16 protein-coding genes and 1 tRNA gene are annotated in these 17,478 nt (G+C 71.1%); 11 read left to right on the top strand and 6 right to left on the bottom strand.

The window, feature by feature from the left end:
- The first annotated feature begins 1 nt into the window (after position 1).
- The gene (locus tag ABD481_RS17290; RefSeq protein WP_425559200.1) at positions 2–376 is read left to right on the top strand and encodes a histidine triad nucleotide-binding protein; all 375 of its coding nucleotides are present in this window, start codon (positions 2–4) and stop codon (positions 374–376) included.
- Positions 377–428: 52 nt separating this feature from the next.
- Here ABD481_RS17290 and ABD481_RS17285 read toward each other — a convergent pair whose 3' ends face one another.
- Positions 429–1,904, bottom strand: a complete 1,476-nt coding sequence (locus ABD481_RS17285) for an adenylosuccinate synthetase (RefSeq protein ID WP_344666689.1) — start codon at positions 1,902–1,904, stop codon at positions 429–431.
- 16 nt (positions 1,905–1,920) lie between these two features.
- On the bottom strand, positions 1,921–3,051 hold the full coding sequence (locus tag ABD481_RS17280; RefSeq protein WP_344666688.1) for a hypothetical protein: 1,131 nt from the start codon (positions 3,049–3,051) through the stop codon (positions 1,921–1,923).
- 187 nt (positions 3,052–3,238) lie between these two features.
- On the opposite strand from ABD481_RS17280, the gene ABD481_RS17275 reads away from it, so the two are divergent.
- The 6 genes from ABD481_RS17275 (at position 3,239) to era (ending at position 8,219) form a co-directional block, all read left to right on the top strand.
- A complete protein-coding gene (locus ABD481_RS17275; protein ID WP_344666687.1) occupies positions 3,239–4,417 on the top strand; it encodes a PhoH family protein in 1,179 nt (392 codons plus the stop codon).
- 4 nt (positions 4,418–4,421) lie between these two features.
- Positions 4,422–4,901, top strand: a complete 480-nt coding sequence (gene ybeY, locus ABD481_RS17270; RefSeq protein WP_344666686.1) for an rRNA maturation RNase YbeY — start codon at positions 4,422–4,424, stop codon at positions 4,899–4,901.
- A 46-nt stretch (positions 4,902–4,947) separates the two neighbouring features.
- Entirely contained in the window at positions 4,948–6,225 is a 1,278-nt protein-coding gene (locus ABD481_RS17265) for a hemolysin family protein (RefSeq protein ID WP_344666685.1), read from the top strand.
- 195 nt (positions 6,226–6,420) lie between these two features.
- A tRNA-Gly gene (locus ABD481_RS17260) sits at positions 6,421–6,493 on the top strand.
- A gap of 136 nt (positions 6,494–6,629) precedes the next feature.
- The gene (locus ABD481_RS17255; RefSeq protein WP_344666684.1) at positions 6,630–6,959 is read left to right on the top strand and encodes a cytidine deaminase; all 330 of its coding nucleotides are present in this window, start codon (positions 6,630–6,632) and stop codon (positions 6,957–6,959) included.
- 132 nt (positions 6,960–7,091) lie between these two features.
- The gene (era, locus tag ABD481_RS17250) at positions 7,092–8,219 is read left to right on the top strand and encodes a GTPase Era (protein ID WP_344666683.1); all 1,128 of its coding nucleotides are present in this window, start codon (positions 7,092–7,094) and stop codon (positions 8,217–8,219) included.
- A gap of 100 nt (positions 8,220–8,319) precedes the next feature.
- Here era and ABD481_RS17245 read toward each other — a convergent pair whose 3' ends face one another.
- From ABD481_RS17245 to ABD481_RS17235, 3 genes are all read right to left on the bottom strand, one after another.
- Positions 8,320–9,303, bottom strand: a complete 984-nt coding sequence (locus ABD481_RS17245; protein WP_344666682.1) for a hypothetical protein — start codon at positions 9,301–9,303, stop codon at positions 8,320–8,322.
- Between the two features lie 12 nt (positions 9,304–9,315).
- On the bottom strand, positions 9,316–10,296 hold the full coding sequence (locus tag ABD481_RS17240) for a GNAT family N-acetyltransferase (RefSeq protein ID WP_344666681.1): 981 nt from the start codon (positions 10,294–10,296) through the stop codon (positions 9,316–9,318).
- Positions 10,297–10,433: 137 nt separating this feature from the next.
- Positions 10,434–11,525, bottom strand: a complete 1,092-nt coding sequence (locus tag ABD481_RS17235) for a M4 family metallopeptidase (protein ID WP_344666680.1) — start codon at positions 11,523–11,525, stop codon at positions 10,434–10,436.
- Between the two features lie 339 nt (positions 11,526–11,864).
- On the opposite strand from ABD481_RS17235, the gene leuA reads away from it, so the two are divergent.
- The 4 genes from leuA (at position 11,865) to ABD481_RS17215 (ending at position 16,752) form a co-directional block, all read left to right on the top strand.
- Positions 11,865–13,598: a 2-isopropylmalate synthase gene (gene leuA / locus ABD481_RS17230; RefSeq protein ID WP_344666679.1), complete on the top strand. Its 1,734-nt coding sequence runs from the start codon at positions 11,865–11,867 to the stop codon at positions 13,596–13,598.
- A 113-nt stretch (positions 13,599–13,711) separates the two neighbouring features.
- Positions 13,712–14,911 (top strand): zinc-ribbon domain-containing protein, encoded by a 1,200-nt coding sequence (locus tag ABD481_RS17225; RefSeq protein WP_344666678.1) that lies wholly within the window; start codon positions 13,712–13,714, stop codon positions 14,909–14,911.
- Between the two features lie 169 nt (positions 14,912–15,080).
- Positions 15,081–15,812 (top strand): DNA repair protein RecO, encoded by a 732-nt coding sequence (recO, locus tag ABD481_RS17220; protein ID WP_344666677.1) that lies wholly within the window; start codon positions 15,081–15,083, stop codon positions 15,810–15,812.
- Between the two features lie 55 nt (positions 15,813–15,867).
- Positions 15,868–16,752 (top strand): isoprenyl transferase, encoded by an 885-nt coding sequence (locus ABD481_RS17215; RefSeq protein ID WP_344666719.1) that lies wholly within the window; start codon positions 15,868–15,870, stop codon positions 16,750–16,752.
- A gap of 291 nt (positions 16,753–17,043) precedes the next feature.
- On the opposite strand, the gene ABD481_RS17210 is transcribed toward ABD481_RS17215, so the two are convergent.
- A complete protein-coding gene (locus ABD481_RS17210; RefSeq protein ID WP_344666676.1) occupies positions 17,044–17,478 on the bottom strand; it encodes a Fur family transcriptional regulator in 435 nt (144 codons plus the stop codon).

Below are 17,478 nucleotides of genomic sequence, written 5' to 3'. Positions count from 1 at the left end.
GATGGAGGACACGATGGCCGACGGACAGCCGGTTGCCGACTGCCTGTTCTGCAAGATCGTGGCCGGGGACATCCCGGCCGCGGTGGTGCGCCAGACCGAGGACACGGTCGCGTTCAAGGACATCAATCCGCAGGCCGACATCCACGACCTGGTCGTGCCGCGCGCGCACTACGCCAACGCCGCCGAACTGGCCGCCAACGCGCCGGAGTTGTCCGCCGCGCTGCTGGTCGAGGCCGGCGAGGTGGCCAAGGCCGAGGGCATCGCCGACGACGGCTACCGCGTCGTGTTCAACACCGGCGCGCACGCCGGGCAGACCGTGTTCCACGTGCACGCGCACGTGCTCGGCGGCGACTTCCTCAGTACCTTCGGGAACTGAGACGCTTCGCGGGCTGGCTGCGCTGAGGTGGGGCTGAGACGCGTTCGCCGTCTCAATTCGTGCAGGGCTGCCGCACCGCCTTGTGCCGCCAGGTCGGCCCGTGCGAGACCAGCCCGACCGGCGTCGCCAGCGCCTCGCCGATCGCGTCCGGCCAGTCCCGCGGGTCGTGCGGCCCCTCCTGGTACAGCGGCGCCGCCTTCGAGACGGTCTTGGTGAGCAGCCGCTGGTAGTCCAGGTCCGGCAGCAGGCTGCGCGGCAGCTTCGTCATCGGCGGCACGTCCGGCGAGGTCCGGTAGGCCCAGCACAGGCGGCGGCCCTCGGCGGCGGCGTCGGCGTGCGTGACCACGAGCGCGTCGGCGCCGCCGCACACGTCCAGCGCGTAGCGGTGCGCCACGGCGTCGAAGTGCCCGATCCGGAACGCGCCCTGCCAGGCGCCGGTCTCGTTGTGCGGCTCCGGCAGGTCCGGGGCCAGCGCGGCGTCCTCGGTGACCAGCGGCCCGGCGCCGTGCCGCGTGGTGTAGGTGCGGACCACGCCCAGGCGGATCGCCGCGTCGAGGTCCTGGCCGGACTCGGTCAGCAGCTGCTCGGCGTTGGCGAAGGTGGTCGTGGACCAGGTGGTGTGCGGGTGGAAGCCGTACCACTCGTCCAGCAGCACCCCCTGCGCGCCCTCGAACACGCACGGTCCGGAGGCCAGCAGCGCGGCCAGGTAGCCGGTGCGCTCCTCGTCGACGATCCGGACCCGCTCGGCGAACGCCTGGTAGACGTCCGCGCAGCAGTCCGGGCTCGGCACGTCGTCCGGCAGGCGCAGGCCCGACAGCTCCAGATCGGCGGCCAGGTGGTCGCGCAGCTCCGTCAGCTTCCTGATCAGGGTCGGCCGGCTGCGGCAGTCGCCCACCCGGGGTGGCTTATCGGGCGAGACGGCCAGGGAGAAGGAGACCGTCTCGCCGATCCCCATGCCGCAGCTGCCGTGACGGGTCGCGCCGGGGGTGCGGTCCCGGGCGGCCTCGCGCACGCGGTTCGCGGCACGGTGGTACGGGGTGGTGAGCAGGGCGCGGGAGTCGGCCGACAGCAGGTCGAAGGGCCGCGGGACGCCGAGCTCGGCCAGGTGCGCGGCCTCGGCGGCCAGGGCGAACGGCGCGACCAGCATGAACCGGGACAGGTGGGTCGGCACGCCGTGCAGGGTGCCGGCGCCGAACTGCGCGAAGGTGTGGTGGCGGCCGTCGGGGGTGACGACGTTGTGCCCGGCCTGCGCGCCGCCGTTGAAGCGGATGACGGCGCGGTACGGCGAGGCGTCGGGGTCCGCGGCGCGTCTGTCGAACGCGTCGGGGGTGGCGCGGGAGGCGGGCGCCGCCGGGGCCGGCACTGCGCGCTCCGGCGACGCCGGCCCGCCCCGCCGCACCCCCGCGGCGGCGGGGCGGACAGCGGGGGAGCAGAGCCAGTCCACCGTCGAGCCCTTGCCGGCGTCGCCGAACCCGAGGTCGACGACGATCGCGTGCTTGGTGCCGATCGCGTCCGGGGCGGTCGTCATCGGATCAGATCCCCCCTCACGCGCGGCCGTCATAGCCGGCGTCGTAGGTGAAGCCGGCGCCCTGCGCCCGCAGGAACCGGACGGCCGGATCCTGGGTGTCGCCGGCGGCGCCGCCGGCGGGGCGGTGGTCGCGGCGCGCGGCGCGGCGGTCCCGCGGATCGCGCCGGTCGCGGCCCCGCCGGGACTCCAGCCCGCCCAGCGCCCGCTCCACCGACCGGCCCGCCGCCGACCCGACGTCGCGCAGATCCTCCAGCCCGGCGTCCAGGTCGATCCGGTCCTCGGCCAGGCCGATGGTCAGCGCGATGGTCTCGCAGACCGCGTCCAGGTCGTCGAGCTGGATCACGTTCTGGCCCAGCAGCGCGCGCCAGGAGCCGAGCACCTCGTCGTTGCCGACGTAGGAGGAGCCCTCGGGCAGGATGTAGTAGACGTCGAACTTGCGGGTCAGCTCCCGCACCACCTCCTCCACCGGCGTGGCCAGGAACGCGCCGCGGCCGGGGCGCTCGCCGGGCCGGTCGCCGGGGCGGCCGTGGTCGGGGCGGTAGCCCAGGATCCGGGAGACGTGCTGCGGGTTGACGCTGGGGTAGGCCATCTCGTCGCCGATGATGAACAGGTAGCCGCGCTTGCCGCGCTTCTCGTGGCAGTCCAGGGAGGTGTGGTGGGCCATGAAGTACATGGCGAGCTCGTAGGACTCGCGCATCTGGCCCCCGCCGCCGCCCTCCAGCACGATGGCGCCGAGCTGCTCGTCCATCCGGTTGTCGGACTCGAACTGGCCGATCTGCAGCGGCACCCGGTCGGAGTAGGCGTCGCCGATGGCGCCGAACATGATCTGCGGGTGGTCGACGTAGCGCTTGCGCAGCAGCAGGCCGTGCAGGTCGGCGAGCTTGGTCTGCAACACCCGGGGCACGCCGCCCATGGAGCCGGTGACGTCGAAGAGGACCGAGATGGCCAAGGACGCCGGGTGCTCGGCGCTGTCCCGGCTCTCCCGGACGTCGACGCCGTAGGGCTCCAGGCTCGGGTGCGCGCGCCACTGGTTGCGCGGGGTGCGGGAAAGCACCCGGTCGTTGTAGTCGAAGGCGCTTCGGCCGTTGGCCTTCCGGTAGACCTCGGCGGCCTCGTATGCGTCATAGTCCCAGCGTCCGCTGCCCATGTCCGTCGCCTTCTCGTCGCCCGTCCGTTATCGTCTACCTGACGATAACCCGCTTCGACCATAGCATAGTGTCAAGATGACGAAAAGGGGAGGCGCGGAAAATCTCCCGCCCTGGTCGCCGGGGTGCGGGCTAGCATGGAGGCACCACGAAACCGGGAGAGTGATCAAAGGCCGTACGGCCGTTCCTATGGCAGACAACACCGCACCGCGCTCCGGCAAGGGCCGCCAGTCCTCGGCCGCGGACCGCAACGGGAAGCCGGCCGACGCCGGCCGCGCGGGCTCGAACGGCGGCACCCCGCGCGCCGGCCACCCCGGCGCCGGCAGCGCCGGCAGCGCCGAACAGGTGGCGCCCGGCGTCGTCCAGGCCAAGATCGAGATACCGTCCGGCCACCCCCTGGTCACCGTCTTCGGCGCCGGCGACGGTCTGCTCCGGGTGATCGAGAAGGCCTTCCCGGGCGTCGACATCCACGCCCGCGGCAACCAGGTCACCGCGGCCGGCAGCCCGGCCGAGGTGGGCCTGGTCCAGCGCCTGTTCGAGGAGATGCTGCTGATGCTCCGCACCGGCGCCCCGCTCACCGAGGACGGCGTCGAGCGCTCCATCCAGATGCTCCGCAGCGGCGAGGCCGACGTCGACGGCCAGCGCCCGGCCGAGGTGCTGACCCAGAACATCCTCAGCAACCGGGGCCGCACCATCCGCCCCAAGACGCTGAACCAGAAGACCTACGTCGACGCCATCGACCGCAACACCATCGTCTTCGGCATCGGCCCGGCCGGCTCCGGCAAGACCTACCTGGCCATGGCCAAGGCCGTGCAGGCGCTGCAGAGCAAGCAGGTCAACCGCATCATCCTGACCCGCCCCGCGGTCGAGGCCGGCGAGAAGCTCGGCTTCCTGCCCGGCACCCTGTACGAGAAGATCGACCCGTACCTGCGCCCGCTCTACGACGCGCTGCACGACATGATCGACCCGGACAGTATTCCTCGGCTGATGGCGGCCGGGGTTATCGAGGTGGCTCCGCTGGCATATATGCGTGGACGGACCCTCAATGACGCATTCATCATCCTCGACGAGGCGCAGAACACCTCCCCCGAGCAGATGAAGATGTTCCTCACCCGGCTCGGCTTCGGCTCCAAGATCGTCGTCACCGGCGACGTGACGCAGGTCGACCTGCCCGGCGGCACCGAGTCCGGGCTGCGGGTCGTGCGCAATATCCTGTCCGACGTGGAGGACATCCATTTCGCGGAGTTGACCAGTGCCGATGTCGTGCGGCACCGGCTGGTGGGGGACATCGTCGACGCCTACGGGCGCTACGACGCGGTCCAGGAGCACGGCGGCCGGGGCGGGGACGCCACGAGGAAGAGGCGCTAGTCCCATGTCGATCGACATCGCCAACGAGACCGACTACGGCCCCGACCAGGGCGTGGACGCCGAGGAGCTGGTCGGGGTGGCCCGGTACGTGCTCGGCGAGATGGGCATCCATCCGATGGCCGAGCTGTCCATCCTGCTGGTGGACACCGCCGCGATGGAGCAGCTGCACATCCAGTGGATGGACGAGCCCGGCCCGACCGACGTGCTCTCCTTCCCCATGGACGAGCTGCGCCCGGCCCGCGCCGAGGACGACAACGAGCCGGTCCCGGGCCTGCTCGGGGACGTCGTGCTGTGCCCGGAGGTGGCGGTCAAGCAGGCCAAGGACGCCGGCCACGGCACCGCCGACGAGCTGCGGCTGCTCACCACCCACGGGATCTTGCACCTGCTCGGCTACGACCACGCCGAGCCGGACGAGGAAGCCGAGATGTTCGGGCTGCAGAAGCAGCTGCTGCGAGGATGGAAGGCCAGGTCCGGCGCTCGATGAGCAGTCATAGACGTACGCAGGGCACTCGGGTCCGCGGGAGCGCCGCATGAGTGCCCTGCTCTTTTGGGAGATCGTCGCCGTGGTGGCGCTGGTCGCCGTCGCCGGGTTCTCGGCCTGCGCCGACGCCGCGCTGTCCCGGGTCTCCCGGGTCCGGGCCGCCGAGCTGGTCGAGGAGGGCGTGCCCCGCGCCGGCCGGCTCCAGGAGCTGGTCGACGACCCGGCCCGGGTGCTGAACCTGGTGCTGCTGCTCCGGGTGGCCTGCGAGATCGCCGCCACCGTCCTGGTCACCGTGCTCTGCGTGCGCCGCGTCGACTCGGTCTGGGGCGCCACCTTCGCCGCGATCGGGATCATGATCGCGGTCTCCTACATCTTCGTCGGCGTGATGCCGCGCACCATCGGCCGCCAGCACTCGGTGCGGGTGGCGCTGGCCTTCGCCGGCCCGCTGGCGCTGCTGCAGAAGATCCTCGGCCCGCTGGCCCAGCTGCTGATCGTGATCGGCAACGCGGTGACACCGGGCCGCGGCTTCCGCGAGGGCCCGTTCGCCTCCGAGGCCGAGCTGCGCGCCCTGGTGGACCTGGCCGAGGCGAACAGCGTCATCGAGGACGAGGAGCGCCGCATGGTGCACTCGGTCTTCGAGCTCGGCGACACGCTGGTGCGCGAGGTGATGGTGCCGCGCACCGACATGGTGTTCATCGAGCGGCACAAGACCCTGCGCCAGGCCCTGTCGCTGGCGCTGCGCAGCGGCTTCTCCCGGATCCCGGTGTGCGGCGAGAACGCCGACGACGTGGTCGGCATCGTCTACCTCAAGGACCTGGTGCGGCGCATCCACGAGCACCCCAGCGGCGAGACGCTGGAGGAGGTGGAGTCGGTGATGCGCGACCCGGTGTGCGTGCCGGACAGCAAGCCCGCCGACGAGCTGCTGCGCGACATGCAGGCCGGGCACATCCACCTGGCCGTGGTCATCGACGAGTACGGCGGCACCGCCGGCCTGGTCACCATCGAGGACATCCTGGAGGAGATCGTCGGCGAGATCGCCGACGAGTACGACGTGGAGCGTCCCTCGGTGGAGCGGCTGTCCCCGGACGCGGCGCGCGTCACGTCGCGCCTGGGCGTGGACGAGCTCGGCGAGCTGTTCGGCGTCGACCTCGAGGACGACGACGTGGAGACCGTCGGCGGCCTGATGGCCAAGCGCCTGGGCCGGGTGCCGATCCCGGGGGCGCAGATCGAGCTGGAAGGGCTGCGGCTGACCGCCGAGTCGGCGGAGGGCCGGCGGCGGCGGATCGGGACGGTTTTGGTGAAGCGGGTTCCGCAGGACCAGGGCTGAGCTTTCGCAAATGCGCGTCCGAGAACGTCACAGCGCGCCGATCCGAAATCGGATCGGCGCGCTGATTCGTTCACTGTTCAGAAGGCGATTCCCGATGACGGCTCCGCGCGCCGCGGTAACCGGGTGGCGAACCGACCCCGGACATGGGCTATAGTTTTCCTCGTCGCCAGGGAAACCGGGTGGCAACAACACAATGCGGATGTGGCTCAGTTGGTAGAGCATCACCTTGCCAAGGTGAGGGTCGCGAGTTCGAGTCTCGTCATCCGCTCGGTGCGAAGGCCCCGGATCTTTGATCCGGGGCCTTCGAGTTTTTGGTTTTCTCCTTCGCGGGGCTGCCATGGGGCTGCCGTGGGCTGCCGTGGGGCTGCGAAGTCCCGGCGGGTCCTTCTCGATAGCGTGGAGCCATGACCGACTCCCAGCTGGACCCCGAGAACGCCAAGCTCCTCACCCTCGCCAAGGCCCAGCGCGCCCGCAACGGCGCCGCCGAGGGCGCCGCCGTCCGTGACGAGACCGGCCGCACCTACGTCGCCACCACCGTGGACCTCCCGGCGCTGAAGCTGTCGGCCCTCCAGACCGCCATCGCCATGGCCGTGGCGAGCGGCGCTAAGGCGCTGGAGGCCGCGGTCGTGGTCAGCGAGGAGAAGCAGTTCCGGCGCGAGGACTTGGAAGCGGCGGCGGACATGAAGGCCAACGGTGTGCAGCCGCGCCTGTTCCTGGCCGACCCCAAGCGTTAGCGCCGAGCTCTCGAAAGCCGGCGCCAAGTCCAGGCACCAAGCCCCGGCGCCGACCTCCCGGCGCCGTGTTCCCCGGCCCCGCCCGGCTGCTCTTGGCGCACCCGGGCGGCAGACCGCTCCGAGTAGGGGAGAATGGTCCCCATGACGAGCAGCGCGAGTGGACGGTCCCGGTCCCGCCAGGCGGCGAACGCCGAAGCGGCGAAGAAGAAGGCCGAGCGCGTCAAGCGCAGCCAGCAGCTCGCCGAACGCCGCGTCACCTCCGACCGGGTCCGCGACTCCGAGCCCGCGCCGACCGCCTACGGCCGCGGCGTGCGGGACGACTCCCCGCCGCGCGACGAGTTCCCCGACGACTTCCGCGCCGGGTTCGCCTGCTTCGTCGGGCGGCCCAACGCCGGCAAGTCCACCCTGACCAACTCGGTGGTCGGCGCCAAGGTGGCCATCACCTCCGGGCGGCCGCAGACCACCCGGCACACCGTGCGCGGCATCGTGCACCGCGAGGACGCGCAGCTGGTGCTCGTCGACACGCCCGGCCTGCACAAGCCGCGCACGCTGCTCGGCGCCCGCCTGAACGACGAGGTCCGCGCCACCTGGGCCGAGGTCGACGTGATCGGCTTCTGCGTGCCGGCCGACGAGAAGATCGGCCCCGGCGACCGGTTCATCGCCGCCGAGCTGGCCGAGATCCGCCGCACCCCGAAGGTGGCGATCCTCACCAAGACCGACAAGGCCGCCAAGGAGCAGATCGCCGAGCAGCTGCTGGCCCTGGTCGAGCTGGGCCGCGAGGTCGGCGTGGAGTGGGCCGAGGTGATCCCGGTCTCGGCCGTCCGCGACACCCAGATCCAGCTGCTGGAGGACCTGCTGGTGAAGCAGCTGCCGCAGTCGCCGCCGCTGTACCCGGGCGGCGAGCTCACCGACGAGCCCGAGGAGATCATGGTCGCCGAGCTGGTGCGCGAGGCGGCGCTGGAGGGCGTCCGCGACGAGCTGCCGCACTCGCTGGCGGTCACCGTCGAGGAGATGACGCTGCGCGAGGACCGCCCGGCCGACCGGCCGCTGCTGGACGTGCACGCCACCCTCTACGTGGAGCGGCCCAGCCAGAAGGCGATCGTCATCGGCCAGGGCGGCGAGCGGCTGCGCGAGGTCGGCTCGCGGGCCCGGCGGCAGATCGAGGCGCTGCTGGGCACGCCGGTGTTCCTGGACCTGCACGTGAAGGTGGCCAAGGACTGGCAGCGTGACCCCAAGCAGCTGGCGAAGCTGGGCTTTTAGGAGTCCGGGACTTGCTGGGAGTCCGGGGCCCGCTGGGACTCCGGGACCTGCCAGGACTCCGGGACCCGCGCCCGGAGCCTCACGTCGCAGGACTCTGACATCAGAGGTCGAACTGCCAGTTGCTCCAGGCCTCGGCCCGCTCGTACCCCAACGCCTCGTTCACCCGCAGCATCGGCTCGTTGTCCGCACCGTTCCAGGTGCTCACCGTCTCGATCTCCGGCTCCGCCGCCGCCAGCCGCAGCGCCAGATCCGCCTTCAGCCGCAACCCGAGACCGTGGCCGCGGAACCCGGCCGGAACGCCGGTGTTGCCGACGTCGGCCATCCCGAACCCCGGCGCCGCATAGAGCTCGTGGAACCCGGCGACCACCCCGTCGTCAGTGAGCGCGGCGACCACGTGCTTCCGCTCCCCGGAGGCCACCGAAAGCGCCTCCGCGCGGCGGCGGCGATCCACACTCGGCGGCGGGTACTCGAACGCCAGATCGCCGGTCGGCGCGTCCCGCATCGCCTCGTTCGCCCTCACCATCGCCTCCAGCAGATGCTCCGGCGTCGGCGTCACCCAGTACTCGATCCGGTAGTGCGCGTTCTTCTCCGACGGCGCGGCCCACGCCGCATACCGCTCACGATCGATCGCCCGAAGATCCAGCTGCGAACGCCACTCCCTGCTGACCAGGCGCCCGCCCTCCGCCGCGAACACCTGCTCGTAGTCGGACACGGCGAGCTCGCTGAACACACTCACCAGCCGCTTGCCGCCACGGGAGCGCGTATACGCCTTGAACGCGTCCACCAACGGCACCGTCGTATCCGCCCGATGCTCCGGCCGGATCCAGATGTCGCCATACACCATGTCCTGGTTCGACTCCAGGTCCTGGTTCAACAAGCCGTAGCCGACGGCTTCGGCACCGTCGAATGCGACCAGGGCCGTGCGATGCCGCGCGATCCGCGGCCCGTTGATGTAATGCACCCAGGCTTCGTTCGCCTCCGGATGCCGCGGGGAATCCACGGCGCTCGCCGCCCGGAGGACCGGCAGCAGCACCGCGTCGGTGCCGGGCTCGTGGGGGTCCAGTTCTCGGATCTCGATGGTCATCGCGTCGTCATCTCAGAGGTCGAACTGCCAGGTGTTCCAGACTTCCGCGGGCCGGTAGCCCAAGGTCTGGTTCACTCGCAGCATCGGTTCGTTGTCGGTGTTGTTCCAGGTGCCGATCAGGTCGACGTGCGGCTCGTCGGCCAGCAGCCGCAGCGTCAGGGCGGCCTTGAGCCGCAGGCCGAGGCCGTGGCCGCGGAACGGGGCCGTGACGGCGGTGTGGTCGATGTCGGCCATACGGAAACCGGGGACGACGAGCACCTCGTGGAACCCGGCGACCACGCCGTCCTCGGCGAACGCCGCGATGTTGTACTTGCGGACATCCAGCGCGGCGAAGAACGCCTCGCGCCGGCGCCGCCGGTCGACATCCGGCGGCGGATGCTCGAATTCGAGCGTGGAGGGCGCGTCGTGCATCGCCTCCCCGGCGATCGCCAGCGCCGGAAGCAGGTCCTCCGGGGTGGGGGCCAGCCAGCTCTCGACGCGGTAGTGCGCGTTCTTCTCCGACGGTGCGGCCCAGGCGGCGTACTGGTCGCGGTCGATCGTGGTCAGGTCCAGTTGGGAACGCTGGTCCGCGTCGACTTTGCGGCCCCCTCCGGCGGTGAACACCGGGTCGTAGCCGGCGGCGGCGGGCTCGGTGGACCCGCCGACGAAACGCGTCGCGCCCCGGCCGCGGGCGTACTCCTTGAACGCTTCGATCAGCGGCGCGGCCACATCGGCGCGACGCTCCGGCAGGACCCAGATGTCCGCGAACACCATGTCCTGATTCACGATGAGGTTGTGGATGAGGCAGCCGTAGCCGATCGGCGCCCCGTCGTCGTAGGCGGCCAGGAATACGCGGTGCTGATCCACTCGCGCGGCGGTGACGAGCCGCATGAAGGCCGTGTCGGGCCGCGCATGAAGCGGGGCGTCCACAGCGAGCGCGGCCTGGAAGACCGGCAGCAGCGCGGCCAGGGTCTCCGGCTGCGCGGGGTCGAGCTCTCGGATATCGATAGTCATCGCCGCCGATGCTAGGCAGGGCCCTGCATCGGCGGCGATTCATTATTGGCGGTACGGCTTCGGCTGAAGGCTTTGGTCATGCGCTTCGGCCAGGTGCTTCGGTCCCACTCCTCGGCGGCGCGTGCCGGCGGCGCCGCTCAGGTGTGCACCGAGACGCCCACCTCCCGCCAAGCGGCGGCGACCGCGTGCGCCTGGTGCGACTTGCGCCCGAACCGCTTCTCGGCCGCGTGCACCGTCGCCGTGCCGAACGTCGCGAACGTCGCGGCGGCCGGCAGCGTCGGCGAGGTCAGGACGTCGTACCAGATCAGCCCGGCGCCGTCCCAGGAATTGCCGCCGATCCCGGTCGCGGCCAGGTAGAACGCCCGGTTCGGGATCCCGGAGTTGATGTGCACGCCGCCGTCGTCGTCGGAGGTGTCGACATAGGCGGCCATCGCCGCCGGCTGCGGATCCTTGCCGATGTTCGGGTCGTCGTACGCCGTGCCCGGATCCTTCATCGACCGCAGCGCCACCCCTTGCACCGACGGCAGGAACAGCCCGGCGCCGATCAGCCAGTCCGCGTCGGCCGCGTCCTGGCCCAGCTGGTACTGCTTCACCATGGAGCCGAACACGTCGGACACCGACTCGTTCAGCGCCCCGGACTGGCCCCGGTAGACCAGGTTCGCGGTGTACTGCGTCACCCCGTGCGTCAGCTCGTGGCCGATGACGTCCACCGACGACGTGAACCGGCCGAACACCGACCCGTCGCCGTCGCCGAACACCATCTGCGAGCCGTTCCAGAACGCGTTGTCGTACTGGACGCCGTAGTGCACGGTGCCCTTCAGCGGCAGGCCCTGGCCGTCGACCGACCACCGCTTGTAGACCTTCAGATAGAAGTCGAACGTGGCACCGAGCCCGTCGTAGGCCTCGTCCGCGCTGCGGTCGCCGGTCGGCGGCGCGCCCTCGGCCCGGACCTCCGAGCCCGGCAGATTCTCGGTGTCGTGGTCGTCGTAGACGGATCGGTCGTCGCGGTGGTCGACCCCGGCCGGCGGCGCCAGGTGGCGCTCGCCGACCCACGGCACCGCGCCGCGGGTCAGCCGGTGCCGCACGTCGGCGACGAGGGTCCGGCGGGCCGCGTCGGCGACGTGCAGGTCGGAGCCGGCGAGCCGGCTCAGGATGTGCGGGGGGACGATGCCGCAGAACACCGGACGCTCGGCGCGAGCGGCCCGGTCTGCGGTCTTTGCGCTGGTCATTCCCCAGGTCATAGCGCTAACTATGGGCGGTTTCGGGGGCCGCGTCACCGTTTTGGCCGATACTCCGACCTGCGATTACTCTGATCGAGTGACGTCCGAGGTGGGAGCCGCGTGCCGCGACGGCGTATCTCGGATCCCGGACGCGGCGTGCGCCAGGTGAGACGATCGCTATAGAGTCGCAACGCTATGTGCAACTCCTGCCTGCGCGGCCTGCTTCTCCTTAGCAGCCGCGGCGAGGGCCTGTAGAACGAAGCAACAGGCCGGCTCCCTCGCCGCGGCCAGTTCGTGTTGCCGTCGGCCGTCCCCGTCGTTGGAGACCTCCAGGGAGTTCTGAGCACTATGCGAGTACAGCCGCAACAGCCGTCGGGCATGCCGATCCACAAGTACGTGCCGTTCCCGCCGGTCGGCATCCAGGACCGGGCCTGGCCCGACAAGGCGATCACCCAGGCTCCGCGCTGGTGCGCCGTGGACCTGCGCGACGGCAACCAGGCCCTGATCGACCCGATGTCCCCGGCCCGCAAGCTGAAGATGTTCGAACTGCTGGTGGCCATGGGCTACAAGGAGATCGAGGTCGGGTTCCCGGCCGCCTCGCAGACCGACTACGACTTCGTGCGGCAGATCATCGAAGAGGACCGGATCCCCGACGACGTGGTGATCCAGGTGCTGACCCAGGCCCGCGAAGAACTGATCGAACGCACGTTCGAATCGGTCCGGGGTGCCAAGCAGGCCATCGTCCACCTGTACAACTCCACCTCCACCCTCCAGCGGCGCGTCGTCTTCGGCCTGGACAAGGCCGGCATCACCCAGATCGCCGTCAACGGTGCCAAGGTCTGCCAGCAGTACGCCGACACCATGCCGCCCCGCGCCGACGGCACCCGCACCGAGATCTACTTCGAGTACTCGCCCGAGTCCTACACCGGCACCGAGCTGGAGTACGCCGTCGAGGTGTGCAACGCCGTCACCGAGGTGTGGCAGCCCACCCCCGACCGCAAGGTCATCATCAACCTGCCGGCCACCGTCGAGATGGCCACCCCCAATGTCTACGCCGACTCCATCGAGTGGATGCACCGCAACTTGGAACGCCGCGACTCCATCGTGCTGTCGCTGCACCCCCACAACGACCGCGGCACCGCCGTCGCCGCCGCCGAACTGGGCTACCAGGCCGGCGCCGACCGCATCGAGGGCTGCCTGTTCGGCAACGGCGAACGCACCGGCAACGTCTGCCTGGTCACCCTGGGCCTGAACCTGTTCTCCCAGGGCGTCGACCCGCAGATCGACTTCTCCGACATCGACGAGGTCCGCCGCACCGTCGAATACTGCAACCAGCTGCCCGTCCACCCCCGCCACCCCTACGGCGGCGACCTGGTCTACACCGCCTTCTCCGGCTCCCACCAGGACGCCATCAAGAAGGGCTTCGAACACCTGGAGCGGGACGCCGCGACCGCCGGCAAGACCGTCGACGAGATCGTCTGGGCCGTGCCCTACCTGCCCATCGACCCCAAGGACGTCGGCCGCACCTACGAGGCCGTGATCCGCGTCAACTCCCAGTCCGGCAAGGGCGGCGTCGCCTACATCCTGAAGACCGAGCACCAGCTGGACCTGCCGCGCCGCGCACAGATCGAATTCTCCCAGGTCATCCAGGCCAAGACCGACGCCGAAGGCGGCGAGGTCACCCCCGAGGAGATCTGGGACTGCTTCATCGACGAATACCTGCCGAACCCGGCCGCCCCCTGGGGCCGGCTGCGGCTGCTGGGCCACCACTCCTCCTCGGCCGTGGAGGAGAAGGACCAGCTGCGCGTCGACCTGTCCGTCGACGGCGGCACCACCACCCTGGAAGGCGTCGGCAACGGCCCCATCGACGCCTTCACCAACCTGCTCAGCGGCGTCGGCATCGACGTACGCGTCCTGGACTACGTCGAACACGCGCTGACCTCCGGCGAGGACGCGAAAGCCGCCTCCTACGTCGAATGCGCCATCGGCGGCCGCGTCCTGTGGGGCGTCGGCATCGACGCCAACATCGTCACCGCCTCGCTGAAGGCCATCGTCTCCGCCGTCAACCGCGCCTTCCGCTGACCGGAAACCGGCCGCCGCCGCCCGCGCTTCCGCACAACACTGTTTCTCACACGCGGCCGTATGGCAGGATCTCCTCCGTTCCGCAGCGAGCGGAACGGAGGGGATTCGTACCAATGATTATCTGGGGCTGGCGGACCGTCTTCCGGGTCGTCGGCACGGGGGTGTTCTCGTGCCCGAGCTGCGGCACCGACCGGGAGTATCAGCGGCGGCGCGCGCAACGGTTCTTCACTTTGTTCTTCATCCCGCTGATTCCGCTTAAGACCATCGGCGAATTCATCCGCTGCACCCACTGCAAGACCGACTTCCGCGAGTCCGTACTGGCCCGGCCCACCGCCGCGCAGTTCACCGACCGCCTCCAGAACGCGGTACGCGGCGTCATGGTCAACGTGCTCCGCCGAGGCGGCGCAGGAAACCCCGCAGCGCGCGCGGTGGCGGTCGAGGAGATCGTGACGGCCGGCGCGGTGGGCTACTCCGAGGCGAACCTCGCGCAGGACATGCAGGTGGTCCCGGACGACCTCACGCAGCTGCTGGGCGGGCTCGCCGGGCAGCTGCCGGAGACCGGACGCGAGGCGATGGTGCGCGGCGCGATCCGCGTGGCCGCCGCCGACGGGCCGGTGGACGCCGCCGAACGCGCCGTCATCGACATGGTCGGCGCGGCGCTGGGGATGACGCAGGCGCACGTGGCCGGAGTCGTCGCTTCTGTGCCGCCAGCAGGGGTCGGCGGGAACACGGGCAGCCACACCGGGTTCCAGACGCCGAGCGGGTCCTACGGGGCGGTGCAGGACGCGGTGCCGCCGCGGTTCGACCAGAACGCGACGCACGTCGACACGTCGTCGTCGATGGAGACCATGCTGATCCCGCCGAAGCCGGCGGCTCAGGCGCAGCCGGCACAGCCGGCGCCGCATGCGACGCTGGTGCAGGACACCTCGTCGATGGAGACGATGCTGATTCCGCCGAAGCCGGCGGCTGCGGCTCCGGCGGCTCCTGCTCAGGTGGCTCCTCCGGCGGCGCAGGCGGCCCCGGCGGCTCCGGCTGCCGACCCGGACCTGACCATCCCGGTACCGACCGCCGAGACCGTCGTGATCGCGGCCCCCGCCGCCCCGCTGGCCGCTCCGGCGCCGCCGGTCGCGGCCCCGGTCGCCCCGGTCACCGACGCGGCGGACGACGTCCTCTCCGACTCCTCGGCGATGGAGACGATGGTCGTGCCCAGGAACCAGGTCCCGCCGCAGCGCCCGGCCGACCCGGCCGAGGAACCCACGCACGTCACCCGGGACCACCGGGAACCCGGCGCCTGGTCCTCGAACCAGCAGTAACCCCAGCAGTAACCGCAGCACCACGCGGCACCTTGGGCATTCGCAGCACCACGCGGCGATCGCGGCGCTCGCGTCACCGCGCAGCGCCTCCCCAGCCGCCACCCGGGCCCGCGTGACCACTTCGGTCACGCGGGCCCTCACCGTCCGCGCCGGCGCCTACACTTGGACAATGCCCCTGCACCGCGACGAAGGCGTTGTCCTGCGCACCCGCAACCTCGGTGAGGCGGACCGCATCATCACCTTCCTCACCCGCGACCGGGGCCGGGTCCGCGCCGTGGCCAAAGGCGTGCGCCGCACCTCGTCCAAATTCGGCTCCCGGCTGGAACCGTTCACCTTCGTCGACGTCCAGATCTTCGAGAAACAAGGCCGCGACCTGCACCTGGTCACCCAGGCCGAGACGCTGGCGGCGTACGGCGGCACCCTGGTCGCCGACTACCCCGCCTACACCGCCGGCCAGGCGATGCTGGAAGCCGCGGAACGGCTGAGTGAAGATGATGTGCCCGCCGTGCAGCAATATCTGCTGCTGGTCGGCGCGTTGCGTACATTGGCCTCCGGCGAGCACTCCGCCGGACTGGTCCTGGACGCGTTCCTGCTGCGCTCCCTGGCCGTCGCCGGCTACGCGCCGTCCTTCGAGGACTGCGCCCGCTGCGGCGACCCGGGCCCGCACCGGTTCTTCAACCTGCCGGCCGGCGGGGCGGTGTGCTCGGACTGCAAGCCCTCGGGGTCGGTGGCGCCGGCCCGTGAGACACTCGCCCTGCTGGGCGCGTTGCTCGCCGGGGACTGGGGCGCCGCCGACGCCAGCGCCGACAAATGCCGGCGCGAAGGCAGCGGCCTGGTCGCCGCCTACTTGCAGTGGCACCTGGAGCGCGGCCTGCGCTCCCTGCGGCTGGTCGAACGATGAAGCGCCCGGCGCGCGCGAACAGCGACACGAGGACGAGATAGGTGGACCGGTGAGACTGACCCGACGGATCCTGGAGGAGCGCCTCGCCAAGCGGCAGCCCGGCGTCCTGCGGGACCCCTTCCCGCACAAGCGCGGCGCGCTGCCGCCGGACATCCCGCTGGACCTGGTGCCCCGGCACGTGGCCGTGGTGATGGACGGCAACGGCCGCTGGGCCAAGGAGCGCGGCCTGTCCCGCATCGAGGGCCACAAGATCGGCGAGGCCTCGCTGTTCGACGTCGTCGAGGGTGCCGTGCAGCTCGGCGGCATCACCCACATCTCGGCCTACGCCTTCTCCACCGAGAACTGGAAGCGCTCGCCGGAGGAAGTGCGCTTCCTCATGGGCTTCAACCGCGACACCATCCGCCGCCGCATCGGCGAGATGGACGAGCTCGGCGTCCGCATCCGCTGGGCCGGCCGCCGGCCCCGGCTGTGGAAGTCGGTCATCGACGAGCTGGAATGGGCTGAGGAGCGCACCAAGGACAACAAGCTCCTCACCCTCACCATGTGCGTCAACTACGGCGGCCGGTGGGAGATCGCCGACGCCATGGTCGCCATGGGCCGCGACATCAAGGCCGGCCGCCTGGACCCGGAGAAGATCAACGAGCGCACCGTCGGCCGCTACCTCGACGAGCCGGACATGCCCGACGTCGACCTGTTCATCCGCTCCTCGGGCGAGCACCGCACGTCGAACTTCCTGATGTGGCAGTCCGCCTACGCCGAGCTGTACTTCGACGAGGCCCTGTGGCCGGACTTCGACCGCACCAACTTGTGGCGGGCCTGTGAAGTCTTCGCCGGCCGCGACCGGCGGTACGGCGGCGCCATCACCAACGAGGAGCAGTTCGCCGCCGAGTCCGGGCCCGAGTACGACGAGAGCGAGTACGCCGACCCGGACGAGGGGTAGGCGGGGCGGCGGGGGAGTGGGGCGGCTTGCGGGCCGAGCTGCGCGGCGCGGCGGGGGAGTGGCGGGCCGAGTGATGGGGGAGTGGTGGCGGAGCGGCCCGGGGGCGCTCCGCGAACATGCGACGGTCGCGGCGCACCCCCGCGCCGTGGCCCCAAACTACCGTCCCCGCCCTGGCGGAGGTCGGAGCGGTCTGCGGTGTCTGCACGGTCTGCACGGTCTGCGTGTTCGGTCCGGTGCAGTCCCCGGGTCCGGTGCGGTCCGGGGGTTCGGCGTTCCGCGTGGCCGGCGCCGTCAGTGGTCGCCGCAGGTACCGAAAATCTCCAGCGTGTGCGACACATTCGAGTAGCCGTGCTCGGCCGCGACCCGCTCCGCCCAGCTCTCCACCACCGCCGGACCCTCGACCTCCACGGTCTTCCCGCACTCCCGGCACACCAAGTGGTGATGGTGCCGCGGCGTCGAGCAGCGGCGGTAGATGACCTCCCGGTCGCCGGTGCGCAGCACGTCCACCTCGCCGGCGTCGGCCAGCGACTGCAACGCCCGGTAGACCGTGGTCAGCCCCACCGACTCGCCGCGCTGCTTCAGCAGATCGTGCAGATCCTGGGCGCTGCGGAAATCGTCGACCTCGTCCAGCAGGGCCGCGACCGCCGACCGCTGCCGGGTCGAACGGCCCTGAGTGGGCAGGCCGCGAGCGGCCTCGTGGTCGCCGGAGTTGTCTGCGGTGCTCAC

The organism is Catenulispora yoronensis, assembly GCF_039531695.1.
GTDB lineage: Bacteria > Actinomycetota > Actinomycetes > Streptomycetales > Catenulisporaceae > Catenulispora > Catenulispora yoronensis.
Note: the sequence above shows the minus strand (reverse complement) of the source record. Positions and strands in the feature narration are given on the sequence as shown.

Excerpts from the sequence above, each read along its gene's own strand:
- leuA (WP_344666679.1), top strand. The coding sequence starts at position 11,865 with ATGCGAGTACAGCCGCAACAGCCGTCGGGCATGCCGATCCACAAGTAC.
- ABD481_RS17290 (WP_425559200.1), top strand. The coding sequence starts at position 2 with ATGGAGGACACGATGGCCGACGGACAGCCGGTTGCCGACTGCCTGTTC.
- ABD481_RS17245 (WP_344666682.1), bottom strand. The coding sequence starts at position 9,303 with ATGACCATCGAGATCCGAGAACTGGACCCCCACGAGCCCGGCACCGAC.
- ABD481_RS17275 (WP_344666687.1), top strand. The coding sequence starts at position 3,239 with ATGGCAGACAACACCGCACCGCGCTCCGGCAAGGGCCGCCAGTCCTCG.
- ABD481_RS17255 (WP_344666684.1), top strand. The coding sequence starts at position 6,630 with ATGACCGACTCCCAGCTGGACCCCGAGAACGCCAAGCTCCTCACCCTC.
- ybeY (WP_344666686.1), top strand. The coding sequence starts at position 4,422 with ATGTCGATCGACATCGCCAACGAGACCGACTACGGCCCCGACCAGGGC.
- ABD481_RS17265 (WP_344666685.1), top strand. The coding sequence starts at position 4,948 with ATGAGTGCCCTGCTCTTTTGGGAGATCGTCGCCGTGGTGGCGCTGGTC.
- ABD481_RS17285 (WP_344666689.1), bottom strand. The coding sequence starts at position 1,904 with ATGACGACCGCCCCGGACGCGATCGGCACCAAGCACGCGATCGTCGTC.
- recO (WP_344666677.1), top strand. The coding sequence starts at position 15,081 with ATGCCCCTGCACCGCGACGAAGGCGTTGTCCTGCGCACCCGCAACCTC.
- era (WP_344666683.1), top strand. The coding sequence starts at position 7,092 with ATGGTCCCCATGACGAGCAGCGCGAGTGGACGGTCCCGGTCCCGCCAG.
- ABD481_RS17240 (WP_344666681.1), bottom strand. The coding sequence starts at position 10,296 with ATGACTATCGATATCCGAGAGCTCGACCCCGCGCAGCCGGAGACCCTG.
- ABD481_RS17225 (WP_344666678.1), top strand. The coding sequence starts at position 13,712 with ATGATTATCTGGGGCTGGCGGACCGTCTTCCGGGTCGTCGGCACGGGG.
- ABD481_RS17235 (WP_344666680.1), bottom strand. The coding sequence starts at position 11,525 with ATGACCAGCGCAAAGACCGCAGACCGGGCCGCTCGCGCCGAGCGTCCG.
- ABD481_RS17280 (WP_344666688.1), bottom strand. The coding sequence starts at position 3,051 with ATGGGCAGCGGACGCTGGGACTATGACGCATACGAGGCCGCCGAGGTC.